This is a genomic window from Caulobacter sp. GW821-FHT10A06, assembly GCF_059415805.1.
Genome location: NZ_JBWKNY010000009.1, coordinates 33266 through 53344, shown reverse-complemented (window position 1 = coordinate 53344; position 20079 = coordinate 33266). Strand labels below are relative to the sequence as shown.

At 68.2% G+C, this 20079-nt stretch carries 23 protein-coding genes and 3 pseudogenes; 18 read left to right on the top strand and 8 right to left on the bottom strand.

Going from position 1 to position 20079, the window contains the following annotated elements; all coding sequences use genetic code 11:
- Positions 1–20 precede the first annotated feature (20 nt).
- The 4 genes and pseudogenes from AC07NF_RS24480 to AC07NF_RS24465 all read left to right on the top strand — a co-directional run.
- A complete protein-coding gene (locus AC07NF_RS24480) occupies positions 21–1013 on the top strand; it encodes a methionine ABC transporter ATP-binding protein (RefSeq protein WP_494633451.1) in 993 nt (330 codons plus the stop codon).
- A complete protein-coding gene (locus AC07NF_RS24475; RefSeq protein WP_492815142.1) occupies positions 1013–1666 on the top strand; it encodes a methionine ABC transporter permease in 654 nt (217 codons plus the stop codon). The genes AC07NF_RS24480 and AC07NF_RS24475 overlap by 1 nt, the downstream gene beginning before the upstream one ends.
- A 10-nt stretch (positions 1667–1676) precedes the next feature.
- Positions 1677–2024: a hypothetical protein gene (locus AC07NF_RS24470; RefSeq protein WP_494633306.1), complete on the top strand. Its 348-nt coding sequence runs from the start codon at positions 1677–1679 to the stop codon at positions 2022–2024.
- A 6-nt stretch (positions 2025–2030) separates the two neighbouring features.
- A pseudogene (locus AC07NF_RS24465) lies at positions 2031–2125 on the top strand (hypothetical protein); the annotation flags it as partial.
- Between the two features lie 6 nt (positions 2126–2131).
- Here the strand turns inward: AC07NF_RS24465 and AC07NF_RS24460 are convergent.
- On the bottom strand, positions 2132–2380 hold the full coding sequence (locus tag AC07NF_RS24460) for a hypothetical protein (protein WP_454714592.1): 249 nt from the start codon (positions 2378–2380) through the stop codon (positions 2132–2134).
- A 117-nt stretch (positions 2381–2497) separates the two neighbouring features.
- Here AC07NF_RS24460 and AC07NF_RS24455 point away from each other — a divergent pair, with 117 nt between their 5' ends.
- The 4 genes from AC07NF_RS24455 (at position 2498) to AC07NF_RS24440 (ending at position 7909) form a co-directional block, all read left to right on the top strand.
- Complete coding sequence (locus tag AC07NF_RS24455; protein WP_494633305.1) at positions 2498–3313, top strand: MetQ/NlpA family ABC transporter substrate-binding protein; 816 nt, start codon at positions 2498–2500, stop codon at positions 3311–3313.
- 63 nt (positions 3314–3376) lie between these two features.
- Complete coding sequence (locus AC07NF_RS24450) at positions 3377–4096, top strand: GntR family transcriptional regulator (RefSeq protein WP_494633304.1); 720 nt, start codon at positions 3377–3379, stop codon at positions 4094–4096.
- A gap of 139 nt (positions 4097–4235) precedes the next feature.
- The gene (locus AC07NF_RS24445; protein WP_494633450.1) at positions 4236–6632 is read left to right on the top strand and encodes a TonB-dependent siderophore receptor; all 2397 of its coding nucleotides are present in this window, start codon (positions 4236–4238) and stop codon (positions 6630–6632) included.
- Positions 6602–7909: an MFS transporter gene (locus AC07NF_RS24440; RefSeq protein WP_494633303.1), complete on the top strand. Its 1308-nt coding sequence runs from the start codon at positions 6602–6604 to the stop codon at positions 7907–7909. Before AC07NF_RS24445 ends, AC07NF_RS24440 begins: the two co-directional genes overlap by 31 nt.
- Before the next feature lie 62 nt (positions 7910–7971).
- Here AC07NF_RS24440 and AC07NF_RS24435 read toward each other — a convergent pair whose 3' ends face one another.
- Together AC07NF_RS24435 and AC07NF_RS24430 are read right to left on the bottom strand one after the other, a co-directional pair.
- Positions 7972–8664: a TorF family putative porin gene (locus AC07NF_RS24435; RefSeq protein ID WP_492815152.1), complete on the bottom strand. Its 693-nt coding sequence runs from the start codon at positions 8662–8664 to the stop codon at positions 7972–7974.
- Between the two features lie 245 nt (positions 8665–8909).
- The gene (locus tag AC07NF_RS24430) at positions 8910–9704 is read right to left on the bottom strand and encodes an SDR family NAD(P)-dependent oxidoreductase (RefSeq protein ID WP_494633302.1); all 795 of its coding nucleotides are present in this window, start codon (positions 9702–9704) and stop codon (positions 8910–8912) included.
- Positions 9705–9789: 85 nt separating this feature from the next.
- On the opposite strand from AC07NF_RS24430, the gene queF reads away from it, so the two are divergent.
- The 3 genes from queF (at position 9790) to AC07NF_RS24415 (ending at position 12387) form a co-directional block, all read left to right on the top strand.
- Complete coding sequence (gene queF / locus AC07NF_RS24425; protein ID WP_492815155.1) at positions 9790–10245, top strand: preQ(1) synthase; 456 nt, start codon at positions 9790–9792, stop codon at positions 10243–10245.
- Positions 10246–10501: 256 nt separating this feature from the next.
- Positions 10502–11626, top strand: coding sequence for a sensor histidine kinase (locus AC07NF_RS24420; RefSeq protein ID WP_494633301.1), 1125 nt, complete (start codon positions 10502–10504; stop codon positions 11624–11626).
- Positions 11626–12387: a LytR/AlgR family response regulator transcription factor gene (locus tag AC07NF_RS24415; protein WP_494633300.1), complete on the top strand. Its 762-nt coding sequence runs from the start codon at positions 11626–11628 to the stop codon at positions 12385–12387. The genes AC07NF_RS24420 and AC07NF_RS24415 overlap by 1 nt, the downstream gene beginning before the upstream one ends.
- Here AC07NF_RS24415 and AC07NF_RS24410 read toward each other — a convergent pair.
- Both AC07NF_RS24410 and AC07NF_RS24405 read right to left on the bottom strand, forming a co-directional pair.
- The gene (locus tag AC07NF_RS24410) at positions 12384–12674 is read right to left on the bottom strand and encodes a hypothetical protein (protein ID WP_492815159.1); all 291 of its coding nucleotides are present in this window, start codon (positions 12672–12674) and stop codon (positions 12384–12386) included. The two genes, AC07NF_RS24415 and AC07NF_RS24410, sit on opposite strands and share 4 nt — an antisense overlap.
- Positions 12675–12712: 38 nt before the next feature.
- Positions 12713–13330: a nitroreductase family protein gene (locus AC07NF_RS24405; protein ID WP_494633299.1), complete on the bottom strand. Its 618-nt coding sequence runs from the start codon at positions 13328–13330 to the stop codon at positions 12713–12715.
- On the opposite strand from AC07NF_RS24405, the pseudogene AC07NF_RS24400 reads away from it, so the two are divergent.
- The 3 genes and pseudogenes from AC07NF_RS24400 to AC07NF_RS24390 all read left to right on the top strand — a co-directional run bounded on the left by AC07NF_RS24400 (position 13281) and on the right by AC07NF_RS24390 (position 15694).
- Positions 13281–14010, top strand: a pseudogene (locus tag AC07NF_RS24400) (NUDIX domain-containing protein). The gene AC07NF_RS24405 and the pseudogene AC07NF_RS24400 sit on opposite strands and share 50 nt — an antisense overlap.
- A 68-nt stretch (positions 14011–14078) precedes the next feature.
- Positions 14079–14909 (top strand): serine O-acetyltransferase, encoded by an 831-nt coding sequence (gene cysE / locus AC07NF_RS24395; RefSeq protein ID WP_492815163.1) that lies wholly within the window; start codon positions 14079–14081, stop codon positions 14907–14909.
- Positions 14909–15694: a glutaminyl-peptide cyclotransferase gene (locus AC07NF_RS24390; protein WP_494633298.1), complete on the top strand. Its 786-nt coding sequence runs from the start codon at positions 14909–14911 to the stop codon at positions 15692–15694. Before cysE ends, AC07NF_RS24390 begins: the two co-directional genes overlap by 1 nt.
- A 124-nt stretch (positions 15695–15818) precedes the next feature.
- On the opposite strand, the gene AC07NF_RS24385 is transcribed toward AC07NF_RS24390, so the two are convergent.
- On the bottom strand, positions 15819–15977 hold the full coding sequence (locus AC07NF_RS24385) for a hypothetical protein (RefSeq protein ID WP_494633297.1): 159 nt from the start codon (positions 15975–15977) through the stop codon (positions 15819–15821).
- 73 nt (positions 15978–16050) lie between these two features.
- Here AC07NF_RS24385 and AC07NF_RS24380 point away from each other — a divergent pair, with 73 nt between their 5' ends.
- Both AC07NF_RS24380 and AC07NF_RS24375 read left to right on the top strand, forming a co-directional pair.
- Positions 16051–17019, top strand: coding sequence for a LysR substrate-binding domain-containing protein (locus AC07NF_RS24380; RefSeq protein WP_494633296.1), 969 nt, complete (start codon positions 16051–16053; stop codon positions 17017–17019).
- A gap of 16 nt (positions 17020–17035) precedes the next feature.
- The gene (locus AC07NF_RS24375) at positions 17036–17242 is read left to right on the top strand and encodes a DUF3126 family protein (protein WP_454714615.1); all 207 of its coding nucleotides are present in this window, start codon (positions 17036–17038) and stop codon (positions 17240–17242) included.
- Between the two features lie 22 nt (positions 17243–17264).
- Here the strand turns inward: AC07NF_RS24375 and AC07NF_RS24370 are convergent, their stop codons facing one another.
- Complete coding sequence (locus AC07NF_RS24370) at positions 17265–18536, bottom strand: MFS transporter (protein ID WP_494633295.1); 1272 nt, start codon at positions 18534–18536, stop codon at positions 17265–17267.
- A gap of 76 nt (positions 18537–18612) precedes the next feature.
- Here AC07NF_RS24370 and AC07NF_RS24365 point away from each other — a divergent pair, with 76 nt between their 5' ends.
- Together AC07NF_RS24365 and AC07NF_RS24360 are read left to right on the top strand one after the other, a co-directional pair.
- Positions 18613–19227, top strand: coding sequence for a TetR/AcrR family transcriptional regulator (locus AC07NF_RS24365; RefSeq protein WP_494633294.1), 615 nt, complete (start codon positions 18613–18615; stop codon positions 19225–19227).
- A gap of 8 nt (positions 19228–19235) precedes the next feature.
- Positions 19236–19922: a GNAT family N-acetyltransferase gene (locus AC07NF_RS24360; protein ID WP_494633293.1), complete on the top strand. Its 687-nt coding sequence runs from the start codon at positions 19236–19238 to the stop codon at positions 19920–19922.
- A gap of 42 nt (positions 19923–19964) precedes the next feature.
- On the opposite strand, the pseudogene AC07NF_RS24355 reads toward AC07NF_RS24360, so the two are convergent.
- A pseudogene (locus AC07NF_RS24355) lies at positions 19965–20063 on the bottom strand (hypothetical protein); the annotation flags it as partial.
- Between the last annotated feature and the right edge of the window lie 16 nt (positions 20064–20079).

Below are 20079 nucleotides of genomic sequence, written 5' to 3'. Positions count from 1 at the left end.
AAAATCACAGGACCTTCGACGTGATCGCCTTCGAGGCTGTTTCCAAGACCTATTCGGCCGGCGGACGGCCCGCCCTGAGCGAGGTCTCGCTGTCGGTGAAGGCCGGCGAGGTGTTCGGCGTGATCGGCGCCTCGGGCGCGGGCAAGTCGACCCTGATCCGGCTGATCAACGGCCTGGAGACGCCGAGCGGCGGCAAGGTGATCGTCGACGGCGATGACGTGGCGGCCCTGGGCGTCGAGGGGCTGCGGGCCCTGCGCCGCCGGGTCGGGATGATCTTCCAGCACTTCAACCTGCTGTCGGGCAAGACCGTCGCCCAGAACGTCGCCTTCCCGCTGAAGCTGGCCGGGCGTCCGGCCGCCGAGGTCAGGATGCGCACGGCCGAGCTGCTGGAGCGCGTGAGCCTGACCGAACATGCCAACAAGTTCCCCGCCCAGCTGTCGGGCGGCCAGAAGCAGCGGGTCGGCATCGCTCGCGCCCTGGCGACCAATCCCAAGGTCCTGCTGTGCGACGAGGCCACCAGCGCTCTCGACCCCGAGACCACCGAGCAGATCCTGGACCTGATCTCGGGCCTGAACCGCGAACTGGGCCTGACCATCGTCTTGATCACCCACGAGATGGACGTGGTCCGCCGCGTCTGCGACCGCGTCGCCGTGCTGGAAGCCGGCCGCGTGGTGGAAGAGGGCGCGGTCGAGGACGTCTTCCTGCATCCGACCAGCGACACCGCCCGCCGCTTCGTGCGCGAGGCGGATGGCGAGGTCTCGGCCGCCGGCATTGACGGGCGCCTGGTGCGCCTGACCTTCCGCGGCGAGGCGACCTACAAGCCGGTGCTGGGCGAGGTCGCTCGCACCACCGGCGTCGACTATTCGATCCTGGGCGGGCGCATCCACCGCCTGCGCGAGACGCCCTACGGCCAGCTGACCCTGGCGCTAACGGGCGGCGACGTGAAGGCCGCGATCGCGCAGTTCGAGGCGGCTGGTGTCCGGGTCGAGGATCTCAGCGGGGGAGCCGCCTGATGGAAAACGTCGATTGGGCCGAGATCGGCCAAGCTACCCTTGATACGCTCGCCATGCTGGGCGGCTCGATGATCCTGACGGTCATCCTGGGCCTGCCGCTGGGCGTGATCCTGTTCCTGACCGGCAAGGGCCAGATGCTGGAGAACCGCGTCGCCAACGGCGTGCTGTCGCTGCTGGTCAACATCCTGCGCTCGGTGCCGTTCGTGATCCTGCTGATCGTGATGATCCCGCTGACCGTGGTGCTGGTCGGCACCTCGCTGGGCGTGGCCGGGGCCATCCCGCCGCTGGTCGCCGGCGCCGCGCCGTTCTTCGCCCGCCTGGTCGAGACGGCCCTGCGCGAAGTCGACAAGGGCGTGATCGAGGCCAGCTTCGCCATGGGCGCCAAGCGGCGTCAGGTGGTGCTGGGCGCGCTGCTGCCCGAGGCGCTGCCGGGCCTGGTCGCCGCCGCGACCGTGACCGGCGTGGCGCTGGTGTCCTACACCGCGATGGCTGGCGTGGTCGGCGCGGGCGGCCTGGGCGACCTGGCCATCCGCTTCGGCTACCAGCGCTTCCAGACCGACGTCATGGTCGTGACCGTGGTGCTGATGCTGGTGCTGGTGCAGGTGCTGCAGATGATCGGCGACGCGGTGGTGCGCCGTGTCTCCCACAAATAGAGCTTTCGAGATGACCGACGATATCGATACCGACCACCACTGGGACGACGCCTTCGCGCAGACCCTGATCGGCAAGACCCTGCTGATGAACCTGACCTTCCTCGACGACGACGGCGAGGTGGCCGAGCGCCAGCAGTTCTTCGGCGTGGTCATCGACGCCACCGAGGCCGAGGGCATCGTGCTGGACCTGATGGGCGAGCACGACGGCGACACCTACACCCTGCCGCCCCAGACCTCGGCCATCCAGGCGGCCGAAGCGGGCGTCACGACGCTGGCCGGCGACAAGCCGGACTTCATCGCCAACTGGGCCATTCATGGCGACCCGGACGTCCCGGAAGCCGCCAACGACGAAGACTGAGGCCGCGGGGCCGTCCTCGCCCTTCGACAGGCTCAGGGTGAGGACTAGTGCTGGCGTCCAAGTAGAAACCTCATCCTGAGCTTGTCGAAGGACGAGGTTTCGGGCCCTCAAGCCTGGTCGAACGGGTGCGGCAGCCGGCCGGCCTTGAACAGGATGTCCGGGTTCTCGTCATAGTCGCCCAGCTCGACGTCGGCGCTGACCGTGAAGGCCACGACGCCTTCGCGCAGCGGGGCCAGGCGCTCGGCCTTGCGGCGCGCCTCTTCGGCCGTCTTGCAGCCGACCTGCTGTTCGGCCTTCAGGCCCTTGCCGCGTCCGGCGATATAGGACTGCACGATGTGGACGGTTTCTTTGGCCATCCCCATCCAAGCCGCCTGTTCGCAGGGGCGGTCAAGTGATCGCTCGACGGCCCCTCAGGAAATCTGATTTCCTCTGGCGCGCCTGAGCGGGCAAAACCCTACCCGTCAGATCGCCTTATGGAGCCGTTCATGGTCGCCCGCCGCGCTATTCTCGTTCTCGGCCTCGCCGCCATGACCTTGGTTGCTTGCGGGCCCAAGGCGCCCAAGGCCGGCGCCGCCAACACCCTGATCGTGGCCGCCACCGCCGTGCCGCACGCCGAGGTGCTGGAGTTCATCAAGCCGAAGCTGGCCGCCGAGGGGCTGAACATCGAGATCAAGGTGTTCAACGACTACGTCCAGCCCAACACCCAGGTCGCCGAGAAGCGCATCGACGTGAACTACTTCCAGACCCTGCCGTATCTGGAGGACTTCAACCGCGACCACGGCACCGAGCTGGTGACGATCACCGGCGTCCATGTCGAGCCGATCGGCGCCTATTCGACCAAGTGGAAGTCGATCGCCGAGGTGCCGAACGGCGCTACCGTGGCTATCCCGAACGACGCCAGCACCGAGGCGCGCAGCCTGCTGCTGCTGGCCCGCAACAACATCATCACCCTGAAGAACGCCAGCGACCTGTCGACCCTGAAGGACATCACCAGCAACCCCAAGAACCTGAAGTTCAAGGAGCTGGAAGCGCCGGCCCTGCCGCGCATTCTCAATCAGGTCGACCTGGCGGTGATCAACACCAACTACGCCCTGGACGCCAAGCTGAACCCGTCCAAGGACGCCCTGATCGCCGAGGACAAGACGAGCCCGTACGTGAACTACCTGGTCGGCCGTCCGGACAACAAGGACGACCCGCGCGTCCAGAAGCTGGCCGCGGCCCTGACCTCGCCGGACGTGAAGGCGTTCCTGGAGAAGAAGTACGCCGGGGCGGTGGTGCCGGCGTTCTGATCCGGACTGGTCACGTCTGAAATTTCACACTACCTATCAGCGACCGCTTCTCACGGATCGCTCATGGTCTCGCCTTCGCTGAACCGCACCCTGGTGCTGGACGTCGCCAACTCCTCGGGGCTCGAGGACTGGTCGCCCGACCTGCAGAAGACCAAGGTCTATGAGCGGATCCTGCTGGACCTGATCCTGGGCGCGCTGCCGGCCGGGGCGCGGTTGGACGAGCAATCGCTGGCCGCTCACTACGACACCGGCCTGGCCGGGGTGCGCGACGCCCTGGGCCGGCTGGCGCTGGAGGGTCTGGTCATCCGCCGCGCCCGCTCGGGCACCATGGTCGCGCCGCTGGACCTGGTGGAGCTGCGTCAGGGCTACGACGCCCGCGTGCTGATCGAGCCGCACTGCGCCCAGCTGGCCGCCCGCAACGCGTCCAAGGCCGAGGCCCAGGCCATGTACGAGGTCTTCGCCGAAGGTGAAGAAGCGGCCCGCACCTGCGACCTGCCGGCCCTGGTGGCCATGGACCTGCGCTTCCACGCCCTAGTGGCGCGGGCCTCGGGCAACCTCGCCTTGGCCCGGATCCTGATCCCCCTGCAGCACAAGGCCGCCCGCTTCTGGGTGTTCTCGTTCAACGGCGCCACCGAGCAGGAGCTGATGGATGAGATCGAGGAGCATCGCCAGGTCGCCCGCGTCATCGCCGGCGGCGACGCCGAGGCCTCGCGCCAGGCCATGCTGCGGATCCTGAACGTCCAGCCCGAGGCCCAGACCCGCCCGCACGTCGGCGCCGCCTAGCGGTCGCTACGGAAGCTGAGGCATTGGCGCCACAGCGTCTTCGCAATCTAAACTGAAATGTCAGAAGGCATTTTGACGAACGTCATGGCGTTCCCAGATATCGGGGCGTGAACCGCCGGGACCCGGCGGCGTGAAGGCCATGCTCCCGATGTTCAAGACCGCGCTTCTGTCCGCTTCCGCCCTGACCTTGCTGGCCTCGCCCGCGCTGGCCGAGACCCAGATCACTGACCAGGTCGACGCGGTGGTGATCGTGGCGCGCGACAAGGCGGGCCTGCTGGAGAAGCAGCCGAGCCAGACGGTGTTCGGCATCGCCAAGCCGCTGATCGAGACGCCGCGCTCGGCCAGCCTGGTCAGCGACCTGACCCTGGAGCGCTACGGCGTGCTGACCCTGGACGGCGCGACCAAGGTCTCGCCCGGGACCCACACCGCCAGCTTCTACGGCGTGCCCGGCGCGCTCAACATCCGCGGCACCCTGGCCGAGAACTACTTCCGCGGCTTCAAGCGGGTGGAGAACCGGGGGACCTATTCGACCCCGATCGGCGGGGCCTCGCGCATCGAGATCCTGCGCGGTCCGCCGACCCCGGTCTATGGCGCGGGCAAGGTCGGGGGGCTGGTCAACTTCATCCCGAAATCGGCCCGTGACGAAGGCCGCTTCCTGGTCGGGCCGGAAGGGGAGGTCACCGCCACCTTCGGCAGCTACAACAAGAAGCTGGTCACCGGCCAGTTCGGCGCGCCGGTGTCGCTGGGCAAGGCCGACGGCGGTGTCTGGGTCTACGGCGAGGTCGAGGACAGCCATAGCTACTACAAGGGCGTCTATCCGCGTCACCAGACGCTGGAGGTCTCGTCCGACTTCGACCTCGGGAATGGCTGGAGCACGGCCTTCGGCGGCATGGTGTTCCACTCGGAAGGCGACGTGCAGACGCCCGGCTGGAACCGCCTGACCCAGGACCTGATCGACAACCGTACCTACATCACCGGCCGCGACACGACGCTGAAGGACCTGGACGGCAACGGCAAGCTGACGCCCAACGAGATCGGGGCCTATCCCTACGCCAGCGCCCTGTACCTGCCGTACTACGGCTTCCCGACCACCGACACGGCCCACACCCTGGATGTCGGCGTCGGCACGACCAAGCTGGATCGCCGCACGGTCTATATCAGCCCGGCCGACTTCTCGAGAACGAGCACCCAGACCCTGTATTTCGACCTGGCCAAGGACTTGGGGAACGACCGCACGATCAAGCTGCAGCTGTTCCACGACCGCCAGGACAACAAGCGCTTCGTCTCTTACGGCTACCCCTCAGCGGTCGACGCCAAGGTCAGCGAGGTCCGCCTGACCTATGCCTTCCCGACGCAGGTCGGCGCGGTCAGCGCCAAGACCCTGGTCGGCGGTTCGCACCGCTGGTTCGAGGGCCGCCGGCGCGAGAGCTACAACAGCGGCCTGATCGCCCTGGACCGCCGCGACATCAGCCATGGCGTCACCGCCACCGACACCATCGACAGCCCGTTCGACGCCGAGCCGGGCGGCGTCGGCGTGCAGTGGGAGAACGACAACCGCTCCAAGTGGAAGCAGACGGGCGTCTTCGTCACCTCGGACATCGACGTCGGTCGGCTTAACCTGGTGCTGGGCGGCCGCTGGGATCACTACAGTGTCGAGAGCCAGGACACCGGCATCCTGTCCTACGTGCCCGCGGGCTTGCAGAAGGGCGACCGCGACAAGGCCACCTACAGCGCCAGCCTGACCTACAAGCTGCCGCTGGGCCTGATGCCCTATGTCAGCTACGCCAAGGCCGCCGCGCTGGAGATGAGCCAGGCTGGCGACGTCGCGCCGAACCTGGTGGCCGACGGCTCGTGGCTGTCGAGCTCGGACCTGACCGAGGCCGGCGTGAAGTTCCAGCTGCTGCGCGGGACCCTGATCGGCTCGCTGGCCGCCTATGAGCAGAACCGCACCCAGATCGCCGGGGCGATCTCGCCGCCGACCGTGCAGGGCACGCGGGCCAAGGGCGTCGAGTTGGAAGTCCGTTGGCTGGCGTCAGAGCGCCTGTCCTTCACCTTCGCCGGCAACAGCCAGCGCACGACGGTGAAGGGGCCGGATACGTCGTTCCAGTACATCCCGGCCTATGCCGCCGGCGTGACCGGGGCGCAGGGTTATGGCGGCTCGTACGTGGTGTGGGCGTTCAACAGCCTGCCGGGGCGCAGCGGCGACTATGCCTACACCCTGACGCCCAAGTCGGTGGTCAGCCTGTACGGGACCTACACCAGCAAGGGCTACGACTGGGGGCAGGCGGGCGCGACGGTGGGCGTCAGCCATGTCAGCCGCACGGCGGGCACGGTGCAGAACGCGGTGCGGTATCCGGCCTACAGCCTGGTCAATGCTTCAGCTTTCGTGAACCGTGGGCCGTACACCCTGTCGGTCAACATCGATAACCTCTTTGACAAGTTCTATTTCACCCCCGACGCCGACACCTACGCCAACCTCGGCGCCTTGCCGGGCAAGGGGCGGGAATGGCGGGCCACCCTGAAGCGGACGTTCTGATCGTGACCAACACTCAAGACCGCTTCCGTCCCTGGTTGCTGCTGGCCGGGTTCAGCCTGCTGCTGTTCCTGATCACCGCCTCGACCTACGGCTCGCTGGGCGTCGTCCTGCCGGCCATGATCGGCGAGCTGAAGTGGAGCTTCGAGAAGGCGTTCCTGGGCTTTTCCGTGCTGGGCGTCTTCACCGGCGCCTCGTCCTGGCTGCCGGCCATCCTGATCCGCAAGATCGGCGTGCGCGGGACCCTGTTGGCTGGCGCGGCCGTGCTGGCGGGCGGGTTCTTAGGATTGGCCAATTCCGAGAGCCTGCTCAGCTACTATGCCGGCGCGGCCGCGTGCGGCGTCGGTTTCCAGATGGCGGCGCTGATCCCCGGCACGCACGTGCTGTCGTCGCTGTTTCGCAAGCGCGCCCTGCCGTTCGGCATCTACTTCACCTTCGGCTCGCTGGGCGGCGCGGCCGGGCCGTGGATGGCCCTGACCCTGATGGGCGGCAGCGGCAATGACTGGCGGCTGTACTGGATCGTCCAGGCGGCGCTGGCGGCCGTGGTTGGCCTGATCTGCGCGATGATGGTCGGCGGGACCAAGTGGCTGGCGGAAGCCGCGCACGAAGTCGATCTCGAGGTCGAGCAGGAGGCCCGCCAGGCCCCCGCCGACGCCCGCGTCTATCGCACGTCGCACGAGTGGACGGTGCAGCAGGCCCTGCGCACGCCGCAGTTCTACATCCTGGTCGCCGCCTATTTCTCGCACCTGCTGGTGGGCGTGACCGTGGCCAGCGTCTCGGTGACCCACCTGACCGAGCTGGGCGTCGCCGCTGGCGTCGCGGCCGTCGCGGCCGGCGCCCTGGCGGCCAAGATGCTGAGCCTGGAATCGCTGATGCAGACCCTGGCCCGCCTGGCCGGCGGCGCCCTGGGCGACCGCGTCGACCCGCGCTGGCTGTTGGTCTTCGCGCAAGGGATGCTGGTCGTCGGCCTGCTGGCCTTGGCCCATGCGGCGAGCCCGGTCCTGATGCTGGTCTACGCCATCGGCACGGGCGTGGGCTTTGGCCTGACTGTGCTGGCCGTGACCGTGCTGCTGTTGAACTACTACGGCCGCCAGAGCAATCTGGAGCTCTTCTCGCTGACTTGCCTGGTCGGCGCGGTCTCGGCGGCGGGGCCGTTCATCGCCGGGGCCATGCGCGACCGGCTGGGCAGCTTTGGTCCGACCTTCCAGCTATTCGCGGCCGTCACCGCCGTAGTGTTCGTCGCCGTGCTGGCCATGCGGCCGCCGAAAGCGCCGGCGTAGGCAAAGAAAAAGCCGCCCCGGCGAACCGGGGCGGCTTCGTCTTGGAGCCTAAACCGTAAGGCTTAGAACGCGGCCTTCAGGCCGACAGCCACGCGGCTGCCGTAGATCTTGCCGTAGCCGTGCTCGTCGGTGTCCGAGTAGCGCAGGTCCAGGCCCAGCTTTTCGGTGACGGCGTAGGTGACGCCGATGTTCCAGGTGGCGTAGTCGCCGGCCTTGTCGATTTCCTGGTGGCCCAGGGCGCCGCTCAGGGTCAGCTTGTCCATCAGCGGCACGGCGCCGTTGACTTCGTAGTACACGGCGTCGCCGGTCTTGCCCGGGAATTCCGGCGACCAGTAGACGGCCAGGCCGACGGTTGCCGGGCCCAGCGGACGCGAGGCGGCGGCCTTGAACTCGGTGTAGCCGTACGAACCGGGGGTCAGGCCCTTGTCCTTGACGTAGCCGTAGTACAGCACGCCCAGGTCGATCGAGGTGTCGCCGATGGTCGGACGGATGCCGGCGTAGAAGTCGACCTCGGCGGTCGGGTCATCGGCGCCGAAGTCGACGTTCGAGGCCCAGACGCCCGCGTAGACGATGCCCGAGGTCAGGTCGACGCCGCCTTGGATGGCCGGGTCTTCCTGGGTTTGGCTGACGCCGCGGAAAACGTAGTCGCTGGTCACGCCGAGGTTGTACGAGAGCTTCAGCTCCTCGGCCATCGCGGCGCCCGACAGGGCGACGGTGGCGGCGGCGGCGGCCAGCGCGATCTTCATGGCTTTCATAATTCTATCCCCTTTTCTGTGTCGTCTCCCGGGTTGGTTCCCGAGCCCCGACGGCGCCTGCAAGCGCATTGCGTCCCTGACTGATGTGTCGGGGGCGCGCCTTTAGTTGCAATCAGGGGAATCCGAACGCCAGCAAGAAGGGCAGCCGCCGCTTAAAGTTTAGGCGCTGTGTGACGATTTTGCTTCAGAATAGGCGCAGCTAAGTCACAGCTGACGGAAAACCGAATGCGGCTTGTCTGTGCTTTTTACCTCATAGAAAGACTCGCTCCGCCCAGGTGAAGCCCCGCGTCAACCAGCAGAGTCTCTCCGGTGACGTGCCGTGAGGCGGGCGAGGCCAGGAACACGGCCGCGCCGGCGATGTCCTCGGCGGTCGAGGCGACCTTCAGCGGCGTGGCGGCCGCGGCGCCGGCCCGCAGACGCTCCAGCGACTCCTCGGGCATGTTCTTGAACCACGGCGTGTCGATGAAGCCCGGATTGACGGCGTTGACGCGGATGCGCGGACCGAGAGCCCGGGCCAGCGACAGGGTCATGGTCGTCATCGCGCCCTTGGACGCGGCATAGGGCACCGAAGAACCGTTGCCGACCACGCCGGCGATCGAGGCGGTGTTGACTACGGCGCCGGGCGAGGGCGCGGCCTCCAGCAGGGCGCGGGCGGCGCGGACCATCTGGAAGGCGCCCACCACATTGACCGAATAGAGCTTGAGGAAGTCCTCGGCGTTCACCGCGTCCAGGTCGGCGTGGTTGGGCGCGAACTTGGTCATGCCGGCATTGTTGAACAGGGCGTCGATGCGGCCCGTCGGCTCGGCGGCGGCGACGATCTTCTTGCAGTCCTCGTCATTGGCGACGTCGCCCTGGACCAGGACGGCCTTGCTGCCCTCGGCCTCGACCAGGCGGGCCGTCTCGGCGGCCTCGTCGGCGCTGCGGGCGTAGTTGACCACCACCAGGCCCGCGCCGCGCCGAGCCACCTCGACCGCGATCGCGCGGCCCAGGCCCGTGGACGCGCCCGTGATCACCACCGTGAAACCGTCGAAGTCCCGCATGTCTCTCTCCCGAACATCTGTTTGCGACGTTGTAGCGAGGCCCGTGCGGCTTGTCTCGCGGCTGTGGGAGGCCTAAATCGCGGCGATGACCGATCTCAACGTCACCCAGCTGGGCCGCGTCGTCGACGCCCCCGAAAGCCCCGAGGCCGCCGTCCTCGAGCGCGTGCCCAATCCGCAGAGCGATACGCTGTACCTGGCCCGCTTCGTCGCGCCGGAGTTCACCTCGCTGTGCCCCGTCACCGGGCAGCCCGACTTCGCCCACCTCGTGATCGACTACGCGCCGGGCGACTGGCTGATCGAGAGCAAGTCGCTGAAACTGTACCTGACCAGCTTCCGCAACCACGGCTCGTTCCACGAGGACTGCACGGTCAAGATCGGTCGCAAGATCGTCGAGATCGCCGAGCCGCGCTGGCTGCGCATCGGCGGCTACTGGTACCCGCGCGGCGGCATCCCGATCGACGTGTTCTGGCAGACCGGCGCGCCGCCGGAAGGCCTGTGGCTGCCCGACCAGGGCGTGCCGGCCTATCGCGGCCGCGGCTGATCTTGGAAAATCAAAGGCGCGCCTGAGCCGGGCGCGCCTTCTTTTTAGTTCGGGAGCGTCCTCCCAGGCGGGAGCAGGGCGTACTGAGGGTCGACGTCTCGCTCGCCCGGAAGGACCGCCTAGTGGTCGCGCCATCTGTGAAGGGTGTCAGTCCGCTTGCGACCAGGCCATATGACGCGGCGCTGGAGCGACGAAACCGGACAGCGGTGCGTCGGACGAGGGCTGCGAAAAGCGCGGCTTTCGCTAGACTGCGCCCATGAAAGATATCGACGTCGGGCTGAAGTCGGAGCTTTTCAGACACGCGCTGTTCCTGACCCTGGCCGTCTGGGGTCTGGACACGCTGCTGTTTGCCCTGCCGTACATCGCCACCGGCAAGCCGCCCCTGCCGGGCGTGCTGGCCAGCCACTTCCTGTTCATGGGCCTGGGGGCGCTGCTCTCGGGCCTGGTCTATGTCCGCGCCGCCCGCACCGCGCGCGACGACGACCGGCCGGTGCGTTTCGCGGCCCTGGTCCCGGCCGTGGTCGGCCTGGGCCTGGTGATGGCCGCGTCGGACCTCATCATCGGCGGCCACATGCGGGCGCTGCTGGACGGAACACATCCCACGGTGCGCGTCATCGCGGCCCGCAGCGTCAGCCAGTTCATGGTCGGCGCCTGGATGTTCGCGTTGCTGGGCGCGCTTTATCTGATGATGATCGCCGTGCGGGTGACCCGCGAGCGCGACCAGCAGCTGGCCGACGCCCGCGCCCAGGCCCTGGCCGCCGAGAGCCAGGCCAGCGCCGCGCGGCTAGCGGCGCTGCGCTACCAGCTCAATCCGCACTTCCTGTTCAACACCCTGAACGCCGTCAGCGCCTCGGTGATCACCGGCCGCAACGAGGAGGCCGAGTCGATGCTGGCCCGCCTGGCCGAGTTCCTGCGCTTGACCCTGGCGGCCGATCCGCAGGCGATGATCACGCTGGACGACGAGCTGGCCACCCTGCAGGCCTATCTGGAAATCGAGAGCGTCCGGTTCCGCGACCGGCTGGGCCTGGAGTTCTCGTGCCCGCCCGAGCTGCGCGGGGCGGTGGTGCCCAGCTTCATCCTGCAGCCGTTGATCGAGAACGCGGTCAAGCACGGCGTCGCCCCGACCAGTCGTCCGGTGACCATTCGCCTGGAGGCCTCGCGCGATGGCGACGACCTGGTGGTGATCGTTGAGGATGACGGGGAGGCCGCCGCCCATCCTTCGACGGGCATGGGTGTGGGCCTGACCAATGTTCGCCAGCGGCTGGAGGTGCTGTACGGCGCGCGGGGCGTCCTGCAGGCGGCGCCACGTGAGCGCGGCTACCTGGTGCTGATCCGCATCCCCTTGAAACTGGAAACCCTGTCGCGGGCGAGGGCGGCGTGATGGAGCTGAAGGTCCTTCTGGTCGACGATGAGCCGGCGGCGCTGGAACGGCTGTCGGCCCTGTTCGCCCAGATTCCCGACACCAAGCTGGTCGGCGTGGCGCGCAACGGCCGCGAGGCCGGGCAGGCGATCGCCGAGCTGGCGCCGGACCTGGTCATGCTGGACATCCAGATGCCCGAACTCTCCGGCCTGGCCCTGGCGTCTGAATTGCCGCCCGAGGCGCGGCCCGAGATCGTCTTCGTCACCGCCTTCGAGGTCTATGCCGCCGACGCCTTCGCCGTCGAGGCCGCCGACTATCTCTTGAAGCCCGTGCGTTTCGACCGCCTGCGCCAGGCCGTCGAGCGGGCCCGCCGCCGTCGCACCTTGCAGCGCGCCTATGAACAGCAGGTCGAGGCCACGGCGCCGGCCCGCGAGGGGGATCTGGACGGCATATGGGTGACGACCCGCCAGGGCCATATCCGCGTGGCGGTCAGCGAAATCGACTGGATCGAGGCGGCCAAGGACTATGTCCTGCTGCACACCGCCACCCGCAGCCACATCCACCGCATCACCATGAGCGCCTTGGAGCAGGGGCTGGATCCGAGCAAGATGATCCGTGTCCACCGCTCGGCCTTCGTCAGCCCGGACCGGGTCGAAGCCATCAACCGCCTGGGCAAGGGCCTGATCGCCCTGGTCCTACGCGACGGCGTCGCCGTGCCGGTGGGGCCGACCTATGTGAAGGCGGTGCAGGGGCGGTTGGGGCTGGTGGTGGAAGAGGTCTAGCCCTTCGCCAACCGTCGGCGGTTGGCCCGCACCTTCTTGCGCAGGTGGGCCAGCGAGCCCGAGGCGATGGCGGGGCCGGAAGCCCCCAGCTGGCCGGTCATGGCCAGCATCGGCAGGGTCAGGCCCGCAGCGACCTTTTCTCCGACCATCAGCTGGGCCTCGGCCTGGGCGGCCGCGCCGCCGGCGGCCAGTTTCATCATGCGCAGGCCGATGACCGAAGAGGCCTCCAGCCCCAGCGCCCAGCTGTCGAAGGCCAGGGTCGTCCAGGGATCTTTCCGCCGCGCCATCGTCACTCTCCTGCTGAGTTCAGAAGAAACGCCCCGCTCTAGGCAGGGCTCCATTCGGTGGTGATCGCCGCCACGTCCGGGCGCACGCGTTCCTGCGGCTGTTCGGTCGAGGTGCCGAGATAGAGATAGCCCGCCACCTGCTCGCCTTCGGCCAGGCCCAGGATCGCCGTGGCGCGCGGGTCGTAGCTGTACCAGTCGGTGATCCAGTTGGCGCCCCAGCCCAGGGCGGCGGCGGCCAATAACATTTGATGGCAGACGGCCGAGGCGCTCTGGCGCTGCTCCCACTCCGGGATCTCGCCGGGGATGAAGCGCGAGATCACGGCCACAGCCACCGGCGGGCGGGTCAGCTTGCGCAGGGCGGCGTTGGCCTTCACCGGATTGGCCTGGCTGTCGGCCAGCTGGGTGATCTGTTCAGCGAAGGCGTCCTTGGCCGCGCCTTGCAAGATCACGAAGCGCCAGGGAGCCAGCTTGCCGTGGTCGGGCACGCGAGCGGCCAGGCGCAGGATGTCGGCCAGCTGCTCGGCGTCCGGTCCCGGCGCGGCCAGGGTCATGGCCGAGGCCGACCGGCGCTTGGCCAGGAAGGCGACGACCTCGGGCGACGCCTCGATCGGCAGCGTTTCGGCGAATTCGGGAGCAGGGGGTACGGCGCCAGCCAAGACGTTATCTCCGAAGCATTGTAAGCCGCACACCTATGGCCGCAGCCCGGCCGCCACAAGTCGCGAGCCGTCGCATGTCCGAAAAGCCCAGCTGGCTGAAGCCGCACGGAAAGCCCTGGGGCGTCTCGTCCAGTCAAGTCGTATACGACAACCCCTGGATCATCCTGACCGAGTATCAGGCCATAGCCCCGACGGGCCGGCCGGCGCTGTACGGCAAGGTCGGCTTCAAGAACCAGGCGATTGGCGTCGTGCCCCTGCACGCGGACGGCACGGTGACCCTGGTCGGGCAGAATCGCTTCAGCCTCGCCAACTACAGCTGGGAACTGCCCGAGGGCGGCGCGCCGCACGGCGAAGACCCGCTGGACGGCGCCAAGCGCGAGTTGGCCGAGGAGGTGGGTCTGCAAGCCGCCGACTGGCGCCAGATCCTGCGCATGGAGCTCTCGAACTCCGTCACCGACGAGATCTGCCACGGCTTCCTGGCCATGGACCTATCGCCTGTACAGGGTGAGCCGGACGAGACCGAGGACCTCGCCGTCGCCCGCGTGCCGTTCCGCGAGGCATTGGACGCAGCGACCGCTGGCCATATGCCCGACGCAATCACGGTGGCGCTATTGCTCCGGACGCACCATATGGCCGTTCGAGGGGAGCTGCCGGCCGCTTTGGCCGCTTTGATCCTCTGAGTTTGAGAGTAGGAGCATCTTTATTGAAGATGCTCTATGTATGCGGCTGCAGGGAAGGGAGAGCCCCGATGGCCAAGCCTTTGGAAGTGGTGACATCCGAGACGGAAATCTCCGTCTGGGCGGCGCTGCGCAACCAAGCCGAACACGCCGCCAAGGACGAACCGGCCCTGGCGTCGCTGCTGAACGCGGTGATCCTGAGCCACGACAACCTGGCCGACGCCCTGACCTTCCAGCTTGCCCGCAAGCTGGGCGACCAGGAGATGCGGGCGATGACGGCGCGCGAGTTCGCCGCCGACGCCTTCGAGAGCGATCCGTCCCTGGTCGAGGCCGCCGAGGCCGACCTGAAGGCGGTGTTCGAGCGTGACCCGGCCTGCAAGGGCTATGTCCAGCCATTCCTGTTCTTCAAGGGCTTCCTGGCGCTGCAGACCCACCGCGTGTCGCACTGGCTGTGGAACCAGGGCCGCGAGACCCTGGCCTTCTACCTGCAGAGCCGCGCTAGCGAGATCTTCCAGGTCGACATCAACCCCGCCGCCAAGATCGGCAAGGGCGTGTTCATCGACCACGGCACCGGCATCGTCATCGGCGAGACCGCGGTGGTCGGCGACGACGTCTCGATGCTGCACGGCGTGACCCTGGGCGGCACCGGCGCCGACCGCGGCGACCGCCACCCCAAGATCGGCAAGGGCGTCCTGCTGGGCGCCGGGGCCAAGGTGCTGGGCAACATCACGATCGGCGACTACGCCAAGATCGCCTCGGGTTCGGTGGTGCTGCGCCCTGTGCCGCCGCATTGCACGGCCGCCGGCGTTCCGGCCCGCCTGGTCAATTGCCCCACCTGCGAGGAACCGGCCCGGACCATGGACCACACCCTGGCCGAGACCGTTTATTCCTACGAGATCTGATGCGCTCCATCCTGCGTAGTCTGAGCGGCGTTCTGCTGGCGGTCGCCCTGACCGCCTGCGCGCCTGCATCTCGCGCCGCCACCGCGCCGGTCGGCGGCTACACGGTCGTGAAGGCCTATCCGCACGACACCAACGCCTTCACCGAAGGGCTGTTCTACCGCGACGGCTTCATCTTCGAGAGCACGGGCCTGAAGGGCCGGTCGTTCATCCGCAAGTGGAACCTCGAGACGGGCGTCTCCGAACAGGAGCGCATCGTCGACAGCCGCTACTTCGGCGAGGGCATCGTCGACTGGAAGAACCGGCTGTACGAGCTGACCTGGACCGACGAAACCGGGGTCATCTACGACATCGACACCTTCGAGCGGATCGGTGAGTTCAGCTATCCGGGCGAGGGCTGGGCCCTGACCCGCGACGACAAGCGGCTGATCATGAGCGACGGCACCTCGTTCATTCGCTTCCTGGACCCCGACACCCTGAAGGAAACCGGCCGCATCGAGGTCACCGACCACGGCGTGCCGGTGCGCAATCTCAACGAGCTGGAATGGGTGAAGGGCGAGCTGCTGGCCAATGTCTGGCAGACTACCCGCATCGCCCGCATCGATCTGGCGACCGGCAATGTCACGGGCTGGATCGAGCTGGCGGGCCTCTTGAAGGAAGCCGGGGTCACCGGGACCCAGGACGACGTGCTGAACGGCATCGCCTATGACGCGGCCAAGGACCGGCTGTTCGTCACCGGCAAGCTGTGGCCCAAGCTGTTCGAAATAAAACTCACGCCGGCGAAGTGAGGCGCGGAACCGCGTTCGGGGAGTGGCGTTTATCTCACGTCCGCCCCTCTACGCCCCCCCGACCTAGTGGGCGGACCTGGGCCCCAGCCGCGAGACGCGCTGGGGCCCAACCCCTATCTGGAGCCTAGCTGTTCCTAGGGGCGCAGGCCGGGGCCTTTCCCTTCAGTGAGATTTGCTCGACATCCGGCGACGGCTTGACCGTCAGGCCGTAGATCACGGCCGTCCAGATCGCCATCAGGGCCAGGACCTGTGGGAGGGTGATGCGGGAAGGTGCGGCGGACATGCGCGCGACTATCCATCGGTTGCACCCTCGCGGATAACGACTTATCGGTCGGCCTTCTGTGAGGTTTCTTCACATGGCCCGCCGTCAGCTGCCGTCCCTGAACGCCCTGCGCGCCTTCGAGGCGTTCGGCCGTCACGGGCGCATGACCCTGGCCGCAGATGAGCTGTGCGTGACCCACGGCGCGGTCAGTCGCCAGATCCGCCAGCTGGAAGAGCATCTGGGCGTGCCCCTGACCGAGGGACCGCGCTCACGCCTGCGCATGACGGAAGCGGGCCTCAAGCTGGCCCAGGCCCTGTCGCCGGCTTTCGACCAGATCGAGGCGGCCGTGCCGCGTCCGGTCGAGGCGGGGCCAAGGCCGCTGGTCGTCTCGTGCCTGCCGACCTTCGCCATGAAGTGGCTGATCCCGCGCCTGCCCAGCTTCCAGGCGGCCTATCCCGACATCCCGGTGCGGGTGGCCGAGTCCAACGGGCCGTTCGACTTCAAGGCCGACGGCGTCGACCTGGCGGTGCGTATGCGTCGGGCGGACGATCGCGACTACGCGGACTCGGCCGCTTACCCGTTCCTACGTCACTTCCATGGACCCGTGATGGCCCCGGAGCTGGCCGCCGCGGGGCCGGCCACGTTCGCGCGGATCTGCGGACTGCCGCGCCTCCTGACCCGCACCTATCTGCAGAGCTGGCCCGACTGGATCCACGATCTGGGCGCCGCAGGCCTGCCGCCGGCGCCCAGCGAGCAGGAGTTCGACCACTATTTCTACATGCTGGAAGCCGCCGCCGCCGGCCTGGGCGTCGCGGTCGCCCCCTGGGCCTTCGTGCAGCGCGACCTGGCCAGCGGACGCCTGGTGGCGCCCTTAGGCTTCGCGCGCGGCGAGACCCGGATCGTGGCCCTGACGCCCCGCGAGGAGGCTGCGCCGGGGGCCATCCTGTTCCGCGATTGGCTGCTGGCGGAAGGCGCGTCCACACCTGATCCGCCGGAAGCGCTTGCGCCGTCCGCGTCGGACGCTAGTTTCGCCCCGATAACGCGCTCCCGGGCGCTCAGCTAGAAACGAGAGGCCCCCCGTGGACGCCAACGACATCGCCAAGCTCGAAAAGCACCTGAAGCGCACCTTCGGCAACCCGCACATCGCCGTGAAGGCGCGCCCGAAGCAGAAGGACTCGGCCGAGGTCGAAGTCGCCGGCGAATTCATCGGCGTGGTCTTCCAGGACGAGGACGAGGACGGCTCGTTCATGTTCGAAATGGCCATCCTGGGCGAAGACCTGGACTAACGGTCCCTGACCGCCGCGCGCCTCAGGCCATGACTGGCTTGGGGATCGCGCGGCGGATCATCAGCGACGCGACGCCGGCGATCAGGCCCGCCGAGCCGGCGATGATGAAGGCCTCGACATATTGGCCTTGGCTGGCGCGAATGACGCCCGCCCCGATGGCCGCCGTGGCCGCGCCCAGTTGGTGGCCGGCCGCGATCCAGCCGAACACGATAGGGCCGTCGCGCTCGCCGAAGGCCTCGGTGGACAGGCGCACGGTCGGCGGCACGGTCGCCAGCCAGTCCAGCCCGTAGAACACAGCGAACGCCGACAGGCTGACCACCGAGAAGTCCGAGAAGGGCAGGTAGATCAGCGAGAGCCCGCGCAGCACGTAGTAGACGAAGAGCAGCTTGCGCGCGTCGTAGCGGTCGGTCAGCCAGCCCGAGGCGGTGGTGCCGAACAGATCGAACAGCCCCATCAGCGCCAGCAGGCCGGCGGCCTTGACCTCGGGCATGCCCCGGTCGCCGCAGAAGGCGATCATGTGCACGCCGACCAGGCCGTTGGTAGTCAGGCCACAGATGAAGAAGCCCAGGAACAAGAGCCAGAAGGTCCGGGTCTTGGCCGCGCGGCCCAGGGCGCCGAACGCATAGGCCAGGGCGTTGCCGGCGTTGACGCGCTCGGGCTCCTGGTAGTCGTCGCCCGCGCCATAGGGCTTGAGGCCCACGTCCGAGGGGCGCTCGGGGATCAGCAGCCACATCAGCGGCGCCAGGACCAGGGTGACCAGCGAGACGGTCAGCACCACCGGCTTCCAGCCGCCGTGGTCGGCGATCAGGGCCATGCCGGGCAGGAAGATCAGCGAGCCGGTCGCGGTCGAGGCCGCTAGCAGGCCCATCATCACGCCGCGCCGGGCGACGAACCAGCGGTTCACCACCGTCGCGCCCAGCACCATGGCCACCGCGCCGCTGCCGACCCCGGCCATCACGCCCCAGGTCGCCACATACTGCCAGGAGGCGGTCATGAAGGCCGAGAGGCCGGTCGAGATCGACATCAGCACCAGGGCCAGGGTCACCGTCCGGCGCAGGCCGAACGAGTTCATCAGCGCCGCCGCGAAAGGCCCCGTGAGGCCGTACAGGAAGATGCCGATGCCCGCGGCCACCGAGATCGAGGCGCGGTCCCAGCCGAACGCCTTCTCCAGCGGCAGGATCAGCACGCCCGGCGCGGCGCGCAGGCCAGCGGCCGACAAGAGGGCCAGGAAGATCGCGCCGGCGACCACGAAGGCGTAGTTCTGCCCGAAGGGGCGGCGGCTTGCGGTTGGCATGTCGTCTCTCGATGTAACCGATCGGTACGGGCTTGAAGCGATACATACGTACCGGTAAGTAACATCGTCAAGAGCCATGTCAGACCGAACGCCAGAAGAACGACTGAACGGGCCGTACGCGGCCACGCCGCGCGCCGCCGAACGCATCTTCGACACGGCGCGGGAGCTGTTCTATCGCGAAGGCATCCGCGCCGTCGGGGTCGACGAGATCGTCACCAAGGCGGGCGTCACCAAGCCCAGCCTATACCGCAGCTACAAGTCCAAGGACGAGCTGGTCGCCGCCGTGCTGCGCGAGGTCGAGGCCGGCTTCTGGGACCGCTTCGAGGCGGCCGAGGCGCTGTATCCGAACGACGCCAAGGCCCAGATGATCGCCTATTTCCAGGTGCTGGCCGACCGTTCGGGCGGCGACGACTATCGCGGCTGCAACCTCTCCAACGCCGTGGTCGAGTATCCCGACCGCCAGCACGCCGGCCGCCAGGTTTCGCAGGTCCACAAGCAGCAGCTGCGCGAGCGTCTGCACGCCAAGGCCGCCGAAATGGGCGCGTCCGATCCCAAGGCGATGGGCGACGCCCTGATGCTGCTGATCGAGGGCGTCTTCACCTCCAGCCAGATGTTCGACGGCGACGACAAGCCGGCCAAGGCGGTGGTCGGCGCCGTGAAGGCGTTGATCGCGGCCTACTGTCCCGCTTGAATGGCGTCATGACCGCCCACATCCTCGACCGCCCCGTCTTCGCCACCCTGAACGGCCGCCAGGGCCATCTGGCCGTGCGCCGGGACGGCGCGGTGCGGATGGATCCAGACTACGGCCTGTTCGCGGCTACGGCGGACCGTAGCCCCGAGAGCCTGGCCGCGCTGGGCGAACTGGTGCGCGAGATGGGGACCGTGGGCCTGGTCGAGCTCGACACGCCGCCGGCGCCGCCCGGAACCGAAATCGTCTCCAACGCCCTTTGCCTGCAGATGGTCGCCGAGACGGTCGCGCCTGCTTGGGACGTGGCCTTCGACATGCTGGCGCTGGGCGACGCTGACGCCGCCGACATGCTGGCCCTGGCCACCCTGACCAAGCCCGGCCCGTTCTTCACCCGCACCCATCAGCTGGGCGACTTCATCGGCGTGCGCGTGAACGGCCAGTTGGTCGCCATGGCCGGCCAGCGCATGCGCCCCGACGGCTTCACCGAGGCCAGCGGTGTCTGTGTCCACCCCGAGCATCGCGGCAAGGGCTACGCGGCGAGGCTATTGCGCGAAGTGACGGCCAAGATCCTCGCAACCGGCGAGAAGGCTTTCCTGCACAGCTATGCCGACAACGCCACGGCGATCGGGCTGTACGAGTCGCTGGGCTATCGCGGGCGCGCGGAAGTGCGGTTCACGATCCTGAAGTCGGCGGAGTAGGGGCTTAGCGCCCCCTCCGTCTCGCTGCGTATCCGCAGCGATCTACCTTCCCCGTTTCACGGGGGAGGAGGCAGCTGTTCTTTCCTGCCCCGCTTGCGGGGGAGGTGGCGCGGCGCCGATAGGCGACGTGACGGAGGGGGCGCTAGCTCTGTGCTCA